Below are 17,826 nucleotides of genomic sequence, written 5' to 3' on the forward strand. Positions count from 1 at the left end.
CATTCACTACTAAAAATTCAACATGGAAACCCTGTTAAAAAAGCTGTTAGTCCCCCCCCACTTGGAGTACCTAGCACTGGATAAAGACTTTTTAATCCAAGAAACCTCTATCAAAGTGCAGCGGTTTGGCGACTGTCCCGAGGAAGTAGTCGCCGGCAACGATGTCCGCATTCCCTTTCCCGAATTAGTAGGAACTGAAGAAATTTTAATCGATATTTTTGAAAAACGTTTGCCCAATTTTGAATTAAAAGCGATGACGCGACTATTAGAAAATGGTTCGCGGCTTTATTTTGATATGTATATCGTGGAGTTCACCAATGACGAGAATTATAAGAGATTAATTATATTTTTTCAAGACGTGAGCGACAGGATGGCTTTAGAACAAACTCTAGTGCAAGCTACCAATGAAATGGATATTTTATTGAGTACCTTAGCGGCTACTAATAATTATGTTGAAAAAATTATTACTTCAATGGCCGAAGTTTTGTTGGTAACAACAGCTTCGGGAAAGATTAAAAAAGTCAATCAAGCGGCTCAAGATTTGTTCGGTTACAGCGAATCAGAATTAGTAGGCCAGCAAATAGACGCTCTTGCTGCATTTGGCTGCTCTTTGCAAGCAGTCAGCCAAGAGGAGCCTCAGCAATCTCAAACTAACACTGAAGTAATTTGCACGGCAAAAACCGGAGAAAAGCTAACAGTTTCGTTTTCCTGTACGGCGATTTCAACTGATATTAAAGGTATTTCTGGCTCTGGGCCCGCTCTTCAAGATTTCGTGTACATCGGCCGCGATGTCACAGATAGACAGCGGGCCCGCAAGCGACAAATAACTCAGTACGTCACCACTCGCATCCTGTCGGCATCCGAAACAATCAAAAAAGCTATAGCAGCAATTCTCCCCATAATTTGTGACAGCTTGGGATGGGATACTGCCGAACTTTGGATGCCAGAAGCTGGGGAAAAACTGCTGTCAGAAACTAAGAGAATAACTGCGGTTTCCGACCCCAATTTGCTTCGCTGCGTCGCCAGTTGGACAAAACGGTCAGTTTCTATCCCCAAATTTGCAGAATTTACCGAACAAATGACTTGTGCGTTTGGCGAAGGATTACCCGGTGTCGTTTGGGCCAGCGGTTCCTCTCACTGGATTGCCGATGTCACAAAAAGCGACAGTTGTATACGCCGCGAAATCGCTGCTGAAGAAGGACTGCACGGAGCTTTTGGTTTTCCAATTGTGGGCGACTACGACCCGGAAAATTCTGCAAAATCTGTGTTGGGGGTGATGATTTTATTCAGCCGCGAAGTGCAGTGTTTTGATGAAGAATTGCTCCAGATAATGGCAACCATCGGCAGCCAACTCGGTCAATTTATCAAGCGCAAACAAGCGGAAATAGCTTTGCGGGAAAGCGAAGAACAACTCCGAGACTTATTTGAAAACGCTACTGACTTAATTCAAAGTATTGGAGCAGACGGTCATTTTTTGTATGTAAATCGGGCTTGGCGGGAAACTCTGGGCTACACTGAAGCAGAAATTGCTCAAATGACTGTTTTTGATATCATTCATCCGAACAGTTCCCCAGAGTCTCTGGATATATTGTATCAAGCTATTACCCAAAAAACGGTCAATGAAAATACATTGTATCCAGACTCTATTGAACTCACATTTATTACTAAATATCAGGAAAAAATTTTGCTTGAAGGGAGCATAAGCTGTAAATTTGCGGCAGGTTCGCTAGTAGCGATTCGCGCTATTTTGCGAGACATTACTGCTCGAAAAATGGCCGAAGACGCCCTAGCAAAATCTGTGTCTCTGCTGCTAGCAACTTTTGATTCTACTGCGGACGGTATTTTAGCGATTGACAGAAGCGGAAAAATCGTCACTTTCAATCGACAATTTGTGGAAATGTGGGGCATACCTAATGAAGTGATGGCAGTGCGAGACGACCCCACAACGATCGCCTTTGTCCTGAACCAACTCAAAGACCCCCAAGCATTTCAAGAGAGAATACAATCGCTTTACGAGCAGCCAGAAGCCGAAAGTTACGACTTGTTGGAATTTAAAGATGGCAGATTTTTTGAACGCTATTCGCAACCGCAGCGACTGGGAGATACAATTATCGGGAGAGTCTGGAGTTACCACGACATTACGGAACGCAAGCAAGCAGAAGATGCCCTGCGGGAAGAACAAGAAAAATCAGAAAAGCTGCTGTTAAATATCTTGCCCAAGGCAATAGCAGAACGACTCAAGCAAAACGAAACTACTATTGCCGAATACTTTCCGGAAGTGACTGTTTTGTTCGCCGACATTGTGGGGTTTACTGCTTTGTCTGCCGTCATGAATCCGATCGAACTTGTGGATCTCCTAAATAAGATTTTCTCAGGATTCGACCTTTTGTGCGAACAGCACGGTTTAGAGAAAATCAAGACCATCGGCGACGCATACATGGCGGTTGGAGGACTGCCTGAACCCAGGGCAGACCACGCAGAGGCGATCGCTCAAATGGCCCTAGATATGCAAGCAGAAATAGCCCGATTTAATGCTAGTCATAATAAATATTTTAGCATCCGCATCGGCATTCACAGCGGCCCGGTTGTTGCCGGAGTAATTGGTATAAAGAAGTTTATTTACGATCTATGGGGCGACACGGTAAATATTGCTTCCCGCATGGAATCTCAGGGTTTGCCTTGGCGGATTCAAGTGAGCGAAACTACTTATAACTTGTTGGAAAATAAATATTTGTTTCAGGAGCGAGGAATGATTGAAGTTAAAGGCAAAGGGCGAATGAAAACTTATATTCTCATTGGTAGAAAATCAGGCAGCTCATCAGTCATCAGTCATCTGGCTGATGACTAAAAGTATTGCTAAAGTTAATTAGCAATACTTTTTGACCAAGACTAATGGAACTAGCTAATTTGTCGGCAAATTTACGATCGCCCGACGAAGCTGTCGATCGTAGATTTGCCACGGTTGCGCCCTCAACTTCCCTCGCAGAGGCGATCGCCCTGATGCGTCAGACGAGCAACCCTTGCCCACTGCCTAATTCACCTGCATTTCCCGACTCAAACGAAACTGTAAAAGCATCGATTAATTGCGTCTTAGTTGTCGATGAAAATCAGCTAGTCGGACTGCTAAGCTCGGAAGATGTGCTGAACTTAGCCACCGCCGAATACGGATGGCAAGGCATGAAAGTTGCCGACGCAATGACGCGGAATTTAATTGTCTTACAAGAATCAGAATTTACAGATATTAGTACCGCATTCAAGCTATTTTGTCAATACTCGATCGATTGCTTGCCAATTGTAGATGAACGGGGTCAGCCAGTAGGTATAGTCAGTGAAAAAAGGATTCGTCCAGCAATGTATAGCTGGATCGAGGCACTGAATCAAGAAGTGGCAAAACTCCAGGAACAATGCGAACTGTTAGAGGGCAATTGTGAACTAGAAAAAGTCAGCGATCGCCAAAATGCCGAAAATGCCATGCGGCAGAGCGAGGCGCGCTACCTGGCGATTGTGGAAGACCAAACCGAACTGATTTGCCGCTACCTCCCAGACGGTAAAATAACTTTTGTCAATCAAGCTTACTGCCGTTATTTCGGCGTGCAGCCGTTCGACTTACTCGGCAAATGCTTCATGTCCCTGCTGCCAGAAGCAGACCGAGAAATTTTTCAACAGCAATATACTTCTGTGTCTCCCGACAACCCTATTTTTACCTGCGAACACCGAGTAATTTTGCCGAGTGGGGAAATTCGCTGGCAGCAGTGGATCGATCGGGCGATATTTGACGAGAGCGGACAAATCGTCGAGTATCAAGCTGCAGGCCGGGATGTAACGGATCGCAAACAAGCAGAAATCGCTTTGCAGCAGCTCAATGGAGAGTTAGAACGGAGAGTGCAGCAGCGGACACAATGGTACGAAATGGCAGTATCGGCGGGCAAAGTGGGGGTTTGGGACTGGAATTTGGAAACCGACGAAATTTACATTGCTCCGTCTTTGAAAGCTTTGTTAGGCTATCAGGACGCAGAGATTCCTAACCGCATGGAAAATTGGGCGTCTCACGTTCATCCCGACGATCGAGTTGCAGTCGCCGAAGCAGTAAATGCTTATCTAGAGGGTTTGACAGAAATTTATGAAATAGAACACCGGATGCTGCGTAAAGACGGCAGCATTTGCTGGATACTTGCCCGCGGCAGCGCGATCCGATCGGCTTCTGGCAAGGCCTTCCGCCTGACTGGTACTGACACCGACATTACCGATCGCAAATTGACCGAAGAAAAACTCCAAAACTCCGAAGCCGAACTGCTGGCGCTGTTTAATGCCATGACGGATATCGTGCTGGTTTTCGACGCAAGCGGCCGCTACCTCAAAATCGCCCCCACTGCTCCCGAACTGCTGTACAAACCGGCTCCTGAAGTGCTGGGCAAAACCCTCGCCGAAATTTTCCCAGAAGCGGAAGCTAATTTTGCCCTAGCCCACATTCGCCAAACATTGGCATCTGGGCAAACCCACAGAGTTGAATACAGCATGGAAATTGGCTGCAAATTATTTTGGTTTGATGCCAGTATTTCGCCGCTGGATTGTGATCGGGTGATGTGGGTAGCCCGAGACATTACCGCTCGCAAACACGCAGAAGCTGCATTGCAAAAGAGTGAGGAAAAGTTTCGCAACTTATTTGACGATGCTCCGATCGCGCTGGGTTTGGCAAGCCTGCGCGACTTCCGCACGATCAAAGTGAATGAAGCTCACCGCCAGATGTTGGGCTACAGCGATTCGGAGTTGGCTAGCATGACTTTTAGTGAACTCACGCATCCAGAAGATTTACAAGCAGATGTAGAGGAAGTCAAGCAGTTGATCTGTGGCAATATTTCTCGCTTCCAAAGCGAAAAACGCTTGATTAAGAAGAATGGCGAGCTGATGTGGGCAAACTTGACGGTGACGCTGATCCGCGACCGCGAGGGCATTCCTCTCTACAGCATGGGGGCGATCGAAGATATCAGTTATCGTAAGCGGGCAGAAATGGAATTTCAGCAGTTAAAAGAACGCCTGCAATTTTTACTGGGTTCTAATCCGGCGGTAATTTTTACAGCCGCACCGATGGCGGACTTTTGTACTACTTACATCAGCGACAACGTTCAGACAATCGTTGGTTACGATCCCCAAGAATTGTTAGCAGATTGTAAATTTTGGTCTAGCAGGATTCACCCTGAAGATCGACCACAATTTCTAGTAAATTTTTCGGATTTGTCCGCAGAAAAAAATTGCATTTCCGAGTATCGTTTTCTGCACCAAGACGGAATTTACCGTTGGCTAAGGACGGAACTAAAACTATTGGTTGACAGCAGGGGCATTCCGATCGAAATTATTGGTTATGCCGCTGATATCAGCAATTCTAAATACGCCGAACTTGCTAGGGGGCAGCAGTTCGAGCAAGAACGGCTTGTGGAGGCGATCGCCCGTCGTGTCCGCCAGTCTTTGCAATTAGAGGAAATTCTCAACACCACGGTTGCGGAACTCCAGCAAGTATTATTAGCCGATCGAGTTTTGGTTTATCAAATTTTACCCAAAAGGGGCGGACGAGTCATTGCTGAAGCCGTGGCAGAAGGATGCAGCCAACTCGTGGATAGATATTTTGGCGAAGAGGTTTTTCCGCCTGAAAGTTATCAGCTTTATTTGCAAGGGCGAATTTCTGCGATCTCGGAACTAGATGACCCCTGCATTACACCTTGTGTGGTGGAGTTTATGAAACAAATTCAAGTTAGGGCAAAGTTAGTAGTGCCGATTATCCAGCACACCCAACTTTGGGGATTGCTGATTGCCCACCAATGCGATGGTCCTCGTGATTGGAAAGAATGGGAAATCAATTTATTTCAGCAGTTGGTGAATCAATTGGCGATCGCGATTCAGCAATCTCTACTTTACCAGCAACTGCAAGCTGAACTGAGCGATCGCAAACAAGCGGAAGCAAATTTGAAAAACTCCCTCAGAGAAAAAGAAATTTTGCTCAAAGAAATTCACCACCGCGTCAAAAACAACCTCTGCGTAGTTGCCAGTCTGTTAGAATTGCAATCGAACACAGTTGCCGACCCGCAAGTAAGCAAAATGTTTGAAGAAAGTCAGAATCGCCTTTATTCTATGGCTCTGATTCACGAAAAACTGTACCGTTCGACTAACCTAGCGCAAATTAATTTTGGCGAATATCTCGAAGATTTGGTAAGTAACTTGTTTCACTCTTACAATATTAGCAACAACCAAATTCAGTTGCAGGTATTAGCTGAGCCAATTTCCCTAAATCTTGAAACGGCTACTCCCTGCGGTTTAATTGCCAATGAATTGGTTTCAAATACCCTGAAACACGCTTTTCCTGATGGCACAACTGGTACAGTTAGTGTAGAATGCTATCAAACGGGCGATAAAGAAATTAACCTCTTAGTTAAGGACAACGGCATTGGCTTTCCTCAAAACTTAGATTTTCGGAAAACTCACTCGATGGGGTTTCAAGTTGTCTGCACTTTAACCGAGCAGTTAGAAGGAACCATCGAAATTTCCAGAGAATTGGGTACCTCCTTTCACTTAAAATTTAACGAGTTAAACTACTTTCAAAGATTGTAACAATATGAGTTTTGCCGAAAAACCAATTAATATTTTGATTGTCGAAGACGAACTATTAATTGCTAAAAATTTATCCCCAAAATTAGAAAAATTGGGATATCAAATCGCCGATATCGTTTCTTCAGGAGCGGATGCCATCCAGCGCGCCCACGAACTAAGGCCCGATTTGATTTTAATGGATATAGTTATCAAAGGCGACATTGACGGCATAGAAACAGCAGCAATAATTAATCAAGAATTAGATATACCAATTATCTATACAACTGCGTATGCCGACGACGCAACTTTGCAGCGAGCCGAAAATACTGGTTCTTACGGCTACCTGCTCAAACCTTTTAAAGAAAGAGAAATGCACGCCACTATCAAGATAGCACTGAGCAAACATCAAGAAGCAGTTGGTCTGAAAAAATTAATGACATTAGCAGCAGAAAAAAGCGAAAACAGATCGCGCTTTATTTCTATGGCTTACCACGATTTAAACACTCCTTTAACAACCATACAGTTATCGGCGGAAATGCTAGAAGATAGCGACTTGGAGAGAAACCCCGGAACTAGCAATAAAAATGTTGACCGGATTAAAAAAGCCGTCAGTAATATGAGTGGGCTGCTGGAAGATATTTTAATGCTTAGCAAAGCAGAATCCGGGAAAATTTCCTTAAACTTAAATCCGATCAATGCGACGGATTTATGCAATTCTATTTTAGAAGAACTGCAACCTATCGTCACCGACAAACACCTAGTACATTTCCGCAGTCACACAAATCCGCTGCACGCCAATCTTGATGCCAAACTACTGCACCACCTTCTGACAAATTTGCTTTCAAACGCTATTAAATATTCTCCCAACGGCGGCAAGGTAAGTTTAGACTTAAGCTGCGAAAACCAACAAATAATTTTGTGCGTTCGAGATGAGGGAATTGGGATGACACCGGAATATCAAGGAAAACTATTTCAGCAGTTTGAACGGGGTGCTAATGTAGGCAAGATTAAAGGATCGGGTTTGGGACTCTGCATTGTCAAACACATAGTTGACCTGCATGGCGGTACAATAAGTGTGGAAAGTGCGATCGACAAAGGTACTACATTTATTGTAGCGCTGCCTTTTTGTGGTGACGATAACAGCTAACAGTTAACAGTTAAAATTAGTCATTGTCAGCAAAATCTATTGGGAGATAAAAGCTCGATCGCCCTATCTTCTTCTCCCCCCGCCGCATTCGCAAATCGCTCAGCCAAAGCAGGTACAATAACCAAAGGATTGCTGAGACCAGAAAAAACGTGCAATCCAGGGCGATCGGCAATCGGCCCCACTACAGGCAAATTATCAGCGCTGAATGCCACACTACACTCGTGCCAAGTTGCAGGTAAACCTGCCAAATCAGGCAAAACCTTGCCGATTCCTGCACGAATTGCGGTTTCGCTGGTTTCGCGATCGACTTTAGCATTCAAATCGCTCAAAGTGCGCGACAATTGCCCGATCCGCAAACTCCCATCCTTAAACCCAATTGCACCCGAATCTAAAATCGGCGGCTGTAACTCTTTACCCGGTTCATCCCAAAGAAAATCCACCTCAATTCTACTCGATTCAGCTTCCAATTCAAAACGTTTTAATACCGCAGGCATCACCAAAGTCTTGAGTTTCAAATCCACAGGTGCAGTTTCCAAAATCTCAGTGCGAGTAAAATAAACTCCCACAGAAACACCAGCGGCTTTCAGCAAACTCCGACTCCAACCTCCAGCACAAACCACAGCATTTTCACAACGATAAATTCCCTGCGCCGTCTTAACTCCCGAAATCCGATTTCCCTCTTCTATAAACCCAATTACTTCAGCAAATTCTATCGTTCCTCCCAACCGTAGAAATCCTTGACAATAAGCTTTATTTGTGGCTGTCGGCGAAATGTGACCGTGACGCACAGTCAGAGCTCCGGCGATCGCACTTTTATTGAGTAAAGGTTCCAACTCGCCAGCTTCTGCAACACTCAAAAGCTGCGGAACCCTCGCAAAATGCGCGTAATTAGCCGCCACTTTTTCGGCATCATTACCCGCATCAATTGTCAGCAACAAATCCAACTCGCGAAACTCAGTATCAGCATCTAATTCCGCTGATAAATGGCGGTGGCGTTCGATACCTTCCCGACACAATTGGCGAGTTAAATCAGTCGTTCCCGACCAATAAGCCAAGCCACCGTAACTAAAACGAGTCGCATTTTGCAGGGTAGCATCTCGTTCCAAAAGCAGCACAGCACAACCTTTTTTGGCCAGCTCGTAACTCAGTGATGCACCCGTAATGCCACCGCCGACAACAATCCAATCGTAACTTTTCATGGGCAACTCAAAGGGAAGGAAAATATCATGCTTAGATTTTAGCTTAGGTTTTTTCTGAACCAATCGAAAAACCTCTACCTACAGGAAGAGGCTGCCTGCGATCGGCATAACTAAAACTTCCACCCCTCGGGAGATGTTTGCGTAGAGATATTTTTCGTTCAATAGTAGGAATTAGAGTCAGCAAAAAATTAGAAATACCAGAGAGGTTTTTATGAGTATCGACAAACCAGGCAAAGATATGGAGCGCACTGTCAATCCGGGCGATCGCATTGCCGACGAACCGCAAACCATCGAAGAAAAAGCCAAGCAACTGGCGGTAGACCACGTACCAGACATCACGGGGGATGTTGTTACAGTTCCAACTTATGTGATCGTAGAAGAACCGGACGGGGAAAAGAAAGCTTTGCACCACGTCAAAGACGCCGACGAAATTTCTGACGTAATTCGGCAGGCCCGCGTTGACGAAAATGGCGAGCGGGTTTGGGATTAGGTTCAATCCAATAAAAACGGCTTTGTTGTAAAAAAGTTACTGTAGAAATCATGGAAACAAATCAAAGAAATAGTACGCCTTATCCCAATATTCCGCCGATTCTCGAAAGTGACGACTCAGAGTATCGCGACGCCGGCATAACCAGTTCAGTTGCAATTGCAGGTCATCCGCTTCACCCCGTGCTCGTACTGTTTCCGGTAGCCTTTTTAGTAGGAGCTGCCGGCACGGACATCGGTTATTGGCTGACAAGCGATCCGTTTTGGGCGAGAGCTTCGCTTTGGCTGATCGGTGTGGGTTTTGCTGCGGGGATTTTGGCCGCAATCACGGGCTTTTTAGATTTTTTCAAAGTTAAAAGAGTGCGCGATCGCAGTGCCGGTTGGTTGCACATGGGTGGCAATGTGGCGGTTATGGTACTTACCCTGATTAACCTGGTGTTGCGACAAGGAAATCCGGCTGAGCCGATCGTATATACAGGTTTAGCAATATCGATCGTCGTGGCAGCCTTGCTGGGCATTACAGGCTGGTTCGGCGGCGAACTAAGTTTTCGCCATAAAATCGGCGTCATCGGCCCTACCAGTCATAATTCGTAGGTTTCTGAGCATTTGTAGTAGGGACTTCCGTCCCTCTTCATTTGACACTTTAGGACTAAAGTCCTTACTACAAACTTAAAGATTGTCCCAGCCAATTGAGATAAGCATCGCTGCCAGCGATAATAGGAATAGCAATAATTTCGGGAACTTCATAGGAATGGAGTTCCTGAACTTTTGTTTTTAAAGCCTCAAATTTAGCCAGATCAGTTTTAATTACCAACTGCCACTCAGACTCGGAATGAATCTCGCCTTGCCAAGTATAAATAGAGCGAATCGGCGACAAACTCACACAAGCAGCCAGCTTGTGTTCAACTAAAGATTTAGCAATATTTTCCGCCTCCGCCTCCGATGCAGCAGTTACCAGCACCACCCCAAAATTAACAGTCATAACAATTTTAGATTTGAGATTAAAGAATGGATTTCAACAGAAAACCTTGAGCGTAATCCTTTGTAGCTAAACGGCAATGCCTTGTCAGGCGCGGATATCTACCATTTCTAATAATTCTAGTTACCGGATTTAATCGATCTTTTCGCATCTATCTAAATTTTACAGTCAAGTGGGATGAAATTCTTGTGGGAAGTAGGGGTTGGGCGGGCATCCCGCCCAAAAATCCCCTTCAGATACGCAATTACCAATTCCCCACTTCCAAATTCCCCCTTTCCCATTACCCATTTTTAATTTCCGTAACTTCCCAAGAATTGACTCTGCCAGCCCCAGCTAAGGAAAAATAGCGCCTAGTAGATTCCGGCAAAATAGCTCCCGCCAACAAAGCATTATCTAAATTAGCTCCTATTAACGTCGCCTCGCTCAAATCTGCTGCCATCAAATCTGCTTGACACAACTTTGCCCAATTCAGATTTGCCCCTCTCAAACAACTTCCCCTCAACTTAGCCCCGGTTAAGTTTGCACCCGCCAACTTTACCCCACGCAACTGAGCCGCGCTGAAATTCGCCCCCGCCAAATTCGAGCCTTCCAAATTAGCTCCCATTAGTTTAGCTTCACTCACGTTAACGCCGCTCAAATCTGCACCGCAGAGATTCACCCCTGTCAACTGCGCTCGCCGCAGACTGACTCCAGTTAATTGAGCTCCAAAAAGTTTTGCACTGTTGAGCCTTGCACCGTAAAGGTTGGCCCACTTAAAATTAGCTGCCGTCAGATTCGCGCCCAGCAAGTTAACTAATTGCAAGTCGGCGCTGCACAAATTGGCATTCCACAACACAGCACCCCGCAGGTTTGCGCTAGTTAAAGTTGCGCCGCTTAACTTTACTCTGGGCAATTTTGCCTTTACCAAAAAAGCTCCACTCAAATTAGCTTTTGTCAAATCTGCACCCGAAAGTTGGGTTTCGCCCATTTTGGCAAAAGTCAGATTTGTTCTTTGCATCTGTGCATCTTTGAGTTTGGCTTTGGTGAGAAACGCCCTGCTGAGGTTCGCCCCGGAAAGATTAGCTTGCGAAAGGTTGACTCCTATTAAGATTGCTCCGCTGAGGTTTTTTCCGCTGAGGTCGGCTCCAGTAAAATCTCTTTGTCCTTTTTCGTAATTGTTGAGCAGTTCACTAACTTCCATAGGGCATCATACCTTCTATGATTGTGGGGTTTCGATCCAGAAATCTTTACTGTTAAGGTTGTTTCAGAAAGGAAACTGTTTTAGCGTTTGCCTCAAACGGTATAAATTTCATTAACATCACTTTCTGTTTAAAGGCAATCTCTTAATAAAGATTTTATATCTTCCACGGGGTAGCGATCGCCCTTTCGGTATTTTTGAATTAAAAGTTAATGTTTCTTGACAGAGAGACTCCTTGCTTAAGGATCGACGGTAATTCGCAACTTCAGGCGCAGCGTGCCCTTGAATCCTGCAGGAGGTTGCCAGGAACTCAAAGCCTTCTTGAGAGTCTCTACGGCGTCTGTTGCTTGCAGCGTCGAGGTTTGAGTATCTATCGCCACTCGGGCAACGCGGCCGTCTTGCACCGATAACTCCCACACCGTTTCACCGCTAACCCCCGCCGGGAGATTAACCGATTGTAGGTATTGAGTCAAAGCGGCCAGTGCCCCGGTATCCAACCCTTCGGCGCTAACTACTTGAAGGCGAGAAGCCAAAGGCTTCTGGGGTTGCAACTCACCGTAACCGGGCTGCCGCGGCATAGCAGGAGCTGGACTCACGGGTGCCGAGTTGCGATTCGAAGTAACGCTGCGAGTGCCGCCTCTAGTTTGCTCTGCCCCCTCCGACTGGAAAATACCTTCATAGCTGACACCCTGCGGCAATTCCACAGGCACTTGCACCCTACGACGAGATCCATCAGGTTCGACTCGCACTTCTTCGCTCACAGCCACAAAAGCCGTGTATTCCGACAGCAAGCGATAAGTCAGAGCAGTATTAGTCACAGCTTCCACCAGAGATTTAGTCTCACCACCAAACATTTGATTCATTAAATCTTTAATGCGCGATCGCCCCCAAAGTTGAGCTACCGCCGGATTGCCAAAATCCGTAGCGGTTGCTGCGACTGAAGTTGACTCCCGCTGCCGCCCGCCGGATTGAGCAAAATTAACAGGTAAAACTTGCTCGTAAGTTTTGCCGCCCGCAAGAGTGCCGCGAATGCGAAGTTGGCCGGAGGCTCGATCGGTCTTTTTGCCAAACAAAACCAGCGGCCCACTCGCAAACAAGTCTGGGGGTGCGATCGGATAAATCTCCGGTTTTTCCCCCATTCCTTCCCAACTAATTTGAATATTAGTCAATACCGGACTATTAATTTCCCGAAAAAACTTTTCTGTCGCTTCTGCTGACGGTTCATCTTGACGAATTACTTGAGACGTGCCTCTTCCCACTTCCGCCAAACGGTTAATCAAAAACCGATTCACCGAACCGCCAACACCAAAACTATAAAGTCGATTTCCTGGTTTCAGACTCTCCTGAACCCGCGCTAGCACTTCATTTTCATTACCAATGTAACCGTCTGTAATTAGTACAATACTCCGCAGCCTTCCCGTTGCCGCCGCCGGAAAATTCATCACTGCTTGAATGCCGTTAAGCAATTCACTGCCACCGTTAGCCTGCAACTTTTCGATATAATTAATTGCTTTTTGTCGATTTTCGGGAGTATTTGCTAAAGGAGTTGTTGAAATCGCTGTCGCAGTATTGGCAAAATCAATAATAGTAAAAGTATCGTTGGTATTCAGCCCTTGAATGAAGCGGCGCATCAACTCCTTAGATTTCGCTAGTGGCTCGCCCTGTTGAGAACCGGAAGTATCCATCAGAAACACGACATCTTTAGGTACAATTTCATTAGTTTGGTAGTTTAATGCCGGAATCAAATAAGTAGCAAAATGACCGCCCCGCTGGTCGGATTGAGTCAAGACAGTTGCGCGCGTATTTTCGCCCGCCACTCGATAGCGCAAAATTAAATCTTTATTGGGAATTGTGTCTGAATTGGCTAATTGGACTTGCACAATATTTCCGCTGCGGTCAGTTGTAATTTGATGGGAAGTAGAGCGCACATCGCCGATCGCAACTCCGGCATCTATTTCTACCGAAACAGCAATATTGTGACCAGATCGCGTTCCCGGAGGCAAAACAGGCGGGTTAATGCGATCGGCATCGGTATTAACCCCCAGGGGGTTGGGATGGGTCGAATTTCCCGAAATATAGCGCGGCCCTACCACCATTGGAAACACAAATTCATAATCGCCGCCGGCAAACTTGAGACTTTCCGTGTAGCGAATCGTAACTTCAATTTTTTCTCCCGGTTTGATATTAGCGAGAGACTGAGTAAAAATATTGGATCGTTCTTGTTCCAACAAACCCGCAGTCCGGCCTTGCTTTCTGGCTTGTTCGTAAATTTCCAAAGCTTCCTCGCGGCGTTTGATATCAGCTTTAATAATTCGTGAGCCTATTTTAATTTCCATATCGTCCACCGCCGCTTCGTCGGGCAAAGGAAATACATAAACAGCTTCTATAGATTCAGGAAAAGGATTTTCAAACTTCTGAACAACTTCGACGCGGGAGATATTGCCAGCTATTTTGGCTTTAACTTCAGTCTGCTTGAGAGGAAAGACTTGTTCTGATGTCGTATTGGGAGTTTTGACGAACAAACCGCCGACTGGACAGCGAGTTTCGGGCGATCGTCCGCCCTGGCAATTAACATTGTTACTAGCGAGAATTTTCGGCGACACAGACGAATAAATTTCCCCAGGATCTTTTGCCCGCGCTGCATTGGGAGCAAGCCACGCGCCACACTCGTTAGCGAAGCCCTCGAAGAGGATCGCAGCGAGCAATGCCATACCAGTAGAAAGCAACCGTTGAGGGGATAGAACGCAGACAAACTTCATAGCTGTTTTTTTTAGCAGACTTGAGGTGCTTTGTTTACCATGACTTTACGCTTCGCGAAACGTTCCTGAGTTAGCTTTCTGGGAAAAATGACTGAGCGCGTAGGGCTGATTTTAGATTGACTCCACAGGCGCTAAAGGGGGACTGGAACTTTTGTCTAGACTGCTGTGGGCTTCCATCCGTCTTGGGGTGATGTCGGTTGGGGCGATCGTCCGCGAACCCAACCTAGAAAATTGTATGATAGTTAAATAATTAAATAACTCTAACCTCAACCTATCAAGCTCTAATAAATTGAAAATGCCATGAATTTTATCAACCCCAAAACCGACTTTGCCTTTAAAAAAATATTCGGCTCGGCTGAGAGTAAGGACATTTTGATTAGTTTCTTGAATGCCATGCTCTACGAAGCACAGCCAGTCATCGAAGACTTAGAAATTATCGATCCCTATTTAGATCCCAAAATCACAGGAGTTAAAGATACTTACTTGGATGTCAAAGCTAAGATTGATGGCAACAAAACGGTAATTATTGAAATGCAAGTATTGAATGTAGAGTCATTCGAGAAGCGGATTTTATACAATGCCACTAAAGCTTATTCAATGCAGCTAACCACAGGAAGCCGTTACAGCTTGTTAAACCCTGTGATTGCTCTGACGATTACCGATTTTCAAATGTTTGAGGATCTGGAAACAGTGATTTCGCGCTTTGTTTTCAAAGAAAAAACTTTTTTAACCGACTATCTAGCTGATGAATTTGAACTTGTGTTTGTTGAGTTGCCAAAATTTGACAAGACATTACAGGAGTTAGAAACGCTGACAGATAAGTGGATATATTTCATGAAAACTGCTCAAATTTTACGGTCGGTTCCCGAAGAGTTGGGAAATGTGCCGGAACTCCGGCAGGCTTTTGCAATTGCGAATGAAGCGAATCTCGATCCTGATGAATTGGAAGATTTAGAAAGGCGAGAAATTTTTATTCAAGACCAGCGCGGTGCAATTACCAAAGCTACCAGAATTGGGAGAGAACAAGGCATCGAACAAGGTATCGAACAAGGCATCAAACAAGGTATCAAACAAGGAAAGTTGGAGTTAGTTGTGCGGCTGTTGGAGCGCCGTGTCGGCCCGTTGTCGTCGGAGATTCAAACTCGCATCAGTCAGTTATCCGCTGAACAATTAGAGAATTTAGGAGAGGCAGTTTTAGAGTTGGCTAGTGTGTCAGATGTGACAGATCGGTTACAGACATATTTGTGAGGAAGGGAAAAAAGCCTGGGTGAAGGTGGTTTTCTCAGAAGATTGCCCTTGATTGGTGTCAGCCCAAAGCGCACTGATGAACAATCAACCGTTTGGAAATTTGCCCACCAGCTCAAAACCCCTGCAAACCGCCCGATCGAGGTCGTGGGCTACTCGTCCTATCCCCAGCCGTATTTGATAAATGGTCAAACACTGCTGGACAATTTTTGATTTTAACTCTTAGAGTTGAGTGTTACCTTAACTAGAAACAGAAACATCTAAAGTCGAAAATCCTATGAGCAAATTTGTGTTTGTGACTGGCGGCGTGGTTTCCAGCATCGGCAAGGGAATTGTCGGTGCTTCCTTGGGCCGCCTATTAAAGTCGCGGGACTATTCAGTCTCGATTTTGAAGCTAGACCCCTATATTAACGTTGACCCCGGCACTCTCAGCCCGTTTCAGCACGGAGAAGTCTTTGTCACGCAAGACGGTGCGGAAACTGACCTGGATTTGGGGCACTACGAGCGTTTTACCGATACTTCCATGTCTCGCCTCAATAGCGTCACCACGGGTTCCATTTATCAAGCGGTGATCAACAAAGAACGCCGCGGTGAGTATCAGGGGAGCACGGTGCAGGTGATTCCGCACATCACTAACGAGATTAAAGAGCGAATTCACCGGGTAGCAAAAAATACTAATCCCGATGTGGTGATTACGGAAATCGGCGGAACGGTGGGAGATATTGAATCTTTGCCGTTTTTGGAGGCAATTCGCCAGTTTCGCAAGGATGTGGGGCGGCAAAATGTTGTGTATATGCACGTTACGCTGATACCTTGGATTCCTTCGGCTGGGGAGATGAAAACTAAACCGACTCAGCATTCGGTGAAGGAATTGCGGTCGATCGGCATTCAACCAGATATTTTAGTCTGTCGGTGCGATCGCCCGCTGTCTTTGGGCATGAAACAGAAATTGTCGGAATTCTGCAACGTACCCGAAGAATGTGTCATCACCGCTCAAGATGCCAAAAGTATCTACGAAGTGCCGCTGATGATGGAACAGGAAGGTTTGGCGGAACAAACCATCAATTTGCTGCAACTCGAACATCGCCAGCCAGATTTGCATCAGTGGCAAACTTTAGTCAACAGGCTTTACAGTCCCAATCACAAAATTGATATTGCTTTAGTTGGCAAATACGTGCGGTTGAACGATGCTTATCTTTCGGTGGTCGAAGCTTTGCGGCACGCGGCAATTGCGATCGGCGGCGACCTGAATTTGCACTGGATTAACTCAGAAGATTTAGAATCGGGAAACCTCGATAATTATCTCAAAGATATCAACGGCATTCTTGTACCGGGAGGTTTTGGGGTTCGGGGAGTTGACGGCAAAATAGCGGCGATCGAATATGCCAAACACCATAAAATACCCTTTTTGGGATTGTGTTTGGGGATGCAGTGTGCTGTGATTGAATGGGCGCGCCACATCGCCCAACTAAAGGATGCCAACAGCGCTGAATTTGACCCAGATACAGCAAATCCGGTAATTAATTTATTGCCAGAACAGCAAGATGTAGTCGATTTGGGCGGTACAATGCGACTGGGTTTGTATCCGTGCCGTGTCAACCCAGACACGCTAGCTTTCAAACTTTATCAGAAAGAAGTGATTTACGAGCGGCATCGCCATCGGTACGAATTTAACAACGCCTACCGCAATCTTTTCTTAGAATCAGGTTATGCAGTCTCCGGTACATCTCCAGACGGCCGATTGGTAGAAATGATCGAATTTCCCAACCATCCCTTTTTCATCGCCTGCCAATTTCACCCCGAATTCCAATCTCGACCTAGCGCCCCCCACCCCTTGTTTCAAGGGTTTATCCAGGCCGCTAGCATCCAGGGAAAGCAGGATGTTTTAGAAGATGAGGGTCGCGACTTGGTGGCTGGGAAAGTTGTCGCAAACTGATCTCATATCATGTCCGATCGATTAGTTCTGATATATTAGATGTCTGTAGGGGCGGTTCAGAGTAGACAATATTCAAATCGCCCAGACAAGGGACATTACAAAACCCACCCAACAGACCAATAGGATTTGATAGGGGTCGCACTTACCGGACTAGATATCGGGCAGTATTCTCAACGAGTGAAAAACCTTCCCCCCAACCCCTGTGCTAGGGCTGGGGGGCTAGTACCACAAGGCAGAAGGCAGAAGGCAGAAGGTAAAAATGCTGATATTTTTACTTAACTTTTTACGGATTTCAAGGGTGATACCACTTTCCAAAAAA

Annotated in this window: 11 protein-coding genes; 7 read left to right on the forward strand and 4 right to left on the reverse strand. The window is 45.7% G+C overall.

The features are described from left to right. The first annotated feature begins 22 nt into the window (after nt 1-22). Genes NDI35_RS15890 through NDI35_RS15900 form a run of 3 tightly spaced genes read left to right on the forward strand, consistent with a single transcriptional unit; the run spans nt 23 to nt 7,726 of the window. Nucleotides 23-2,848, forward strand: a complete 2,826-nt coding sequence (locus NDI35_RS15890) for an adenylate/guanylate cyclase domain-containing protein (protein WP_445313579.1) — start codon at nt 23-25, stop codon at nt 2,846-2,848. A gap of 44 nt (nt 2,849-2,892) precedes the next feature. Continuing rightward, on the forward strand, nt 2,893-6,600 hold the full coding sequence (locus NDI35_RS15895) for a PAS domain S-box protein (RefSeq protein WP_445313580.1): 3,708 nt from the start codon (nt 2,893-2,895) through the stop codon (nt 6,598-6,600). A gap of 4 nt (nt 6,601-6,604) precedes the next feature. Further along, nucleotides 6,605-7,726: a hybrid sensor histidine kinase/response regulator gene (locus NDI35_RS15900; protein WP_445313581.1), complete on the forward strand. Its 1,122-nt coding sequence runs from the start codon at nt 6,605-6,607 to the stop codon at nt 7,724-7,726. Nucleotides 7,727-7,752: 26 nt separating this feature from the next. On the opposite strand, the gene NDI35_RS15905 is transcribed toward NDI35_RS15900, so the two are convergent. Continuing rightward, nucleotides 7,753-8,925 carry an NAD(P)/FAD-dependent oxidoreductase gene (locus tag NDI35_RS15905; protein ID WP_445313582.1) on the reverse strand — a complete coding sequence of 391 codons (1,173 nt, stop codon included), beginning with the start codon at nt 8,923-8,925 and terminating at the stop codon, nt 7,753-7,755. Nucleotides 8,926-9,136: 211 nt separating this feature from the next. On the opposite strand from NDI35_RS15905, the gene NDI35_RS15910 reads away from it, so the two are divergent. Continuing rightward, entirely contained in the window at nt 9,137-9,415 is a 279-nt protein-coding gene (locus NDI35_RS15910) for a hypothetical protein (RefSeq protein WP_445313583.1), read from the forward strand. 50 nt (nt 9,416-9,465) lie between these two features. Continuing rightward, entirely contained in the window at nt 9,466-10,005 is a 540-nt protein-coding gene (locus NDI35_RS15915) for a DUF2231 domain-containing protein (RefSeq protein ID WP_445313584.1), read from the forward strand. 67 nt (nt 10,006-10,072) lie between these two features. Here NDI35_RS15915 and cutA read toward each other — a convergent pair whose 3' ends face one another. From cutA to NDI35_RS15930, 3 genes are all read right to left on the reverse strand, one after another. Next, nucleotides 10,073-10,393 carry a divalent-cation tolerance protein CutA gene (cutA, locus tag NDI35_RS15920; RefSeq protein ID WP_445313585.1) on the reverse strand — a complete coding sequence of 107 codons (321 nt, stop codon included), beginning with the start codon at nt 10,391-10,393 and terminating at the stop codon, nt 10,073-10,075. 277 nt (nt 10,394-10,670) lie between these two features. Next, nucleotides 10,671-11,570, reverse strand: coding sequence for a pentapeptide repeat-containing protein (locus tag NDI35_RS15925; protein ID WP_445313586.1), 900 nt, complete (start codon nt 11,568-11,570; stop codon nt 10,671-10,673). 236 nt (nt 11,571-11,806) lie between these two features. Further along, entirely contained in the window at nt 11,807-14,326 is a 2,520-nt protein-coding gene (locus NDI35_RS15930; RefSeq protein WP_445313587.1) for a VIT domain-containing protein, read from the reverse strand. Between the two features lie 300 nt (nt 14,327-14,626). On the opposite strand from NDI35_RS15930, the gene NDI35_RS15935 reads away from it, so the two are divergent. Then, a complete protein-coding gene (locus NDI35_RS15935; RefSeq protein ID WP_445313588.1) occupies nt 14,627-15,574 on the forward strand; it encodes an Rpn family recombination-promoting nuclease/putative transposase in 948 nt (315 codons plus the stop codon). A 274-nt stretch (nt 15,575-15,848) separates the two neighbouring features. Further along, nucleotides 15,849-17,507: a CTP synthase gene (gene pyrG, locus NDI35_RS15940; protein ID WP_445313589.1), complete on the forward strand. Its 1,659-nt coding sequence runs from the start codon at nt 15,849-15,851 to the stop codon at nt 17,505-17,507. Nucleotides 17,508-17,826: the final 319 nt, after the last annotated feature.

Origin of the sequence: Microcoleus vaginatus FACHB-2002, assembly GCF_040004035.1 — a bacterium.
In the GTDB taxonomy this organism is placed as follows: Bacteria; Cyanobacteriota; Cyanobacteriia; order Cyanobacteriales; family Microcoleaceae; genus Microcoleus; species Microcoleus vaginatus_C.

Bases quoted from the DNA above. Each gene is read 5' to 3' on its own strand.
- NDI35_RS15890 (WP_445313579.1), top strand. From the start codon at position 23: ATGGAAACCCTGTTAAAAAAGCTGTTAGTCCCCCCCCACTTGGAGTAC.
- NDI35_RS15895 (WP_445313580.1), top strand. From the start codon at position 2,893: ATGGAACTAGCTAATTTGTCGGCAAATTTACGATCGCCCGACGAAGCT.
- NDI35_RS15900 (WP_445313581.1), top strand. From the start codon at position 6,605: ATGAGTTTTGCCGAAAAACCAATTAATATTTTGATTGTCGAAGACGAA.
- NDI35_RS15905 (WP_445313582.1), bottom strand. From the start codon at position 8,925: ATGAAAAGTTACGATTGGATTGTTGTCGGCGGTGGCATTACGGGTGCA.
- NDI35_RS15910 (WP_445313583.1), top strand. From the start codon at position 9,137: ATGAGTATCGACAAACCAGGCAAAGATATGGAGCGCACTGTCAATCCG.
- NDI35_RS15915 (WP_445313584.1), top strand. From the start codon at position 9,466: ATGGAAACAAATCAAAGAAATAGTACGCCTTATCCCAATATTCCGCCG.
- cutA (WP_445313585.1), bottom strand. From the start codon at position 10,393: ATGACTGTTAATTTTGGGGTGGTGCTGGTAACTGCTGCATCGGAGGCG.
- NDI35_RS15925 (WP_445313586.1), bottom strand. From the start codon at position 11,570: ATGGAAGTTAGTGAACTGCTCAACAATTACGAAAAAGGACAAAGAGAT.
- NDI35_RS15930 (WP_445313587.1), bottom strand. From the start codon at position 14,326: ATGAAGTTTGTCTGCGTTCTATCCCCTCAACGGTTGCTTTCTACTGGT.
- NDI35_RS15935 (WP_445313588.1), top strand. From the start codon at position 14,627: ATGAATTTTATCAACCCCAAAACCGACTTTGCCTTTAAAAAAATATTC.
- pyrG (WP_445313589.1), top strand. From the start codon at position 15,849: ATGAGCAAATTTGTGTTTGTGACTGGCGGCGTGGTTTCCAGCATCGGC.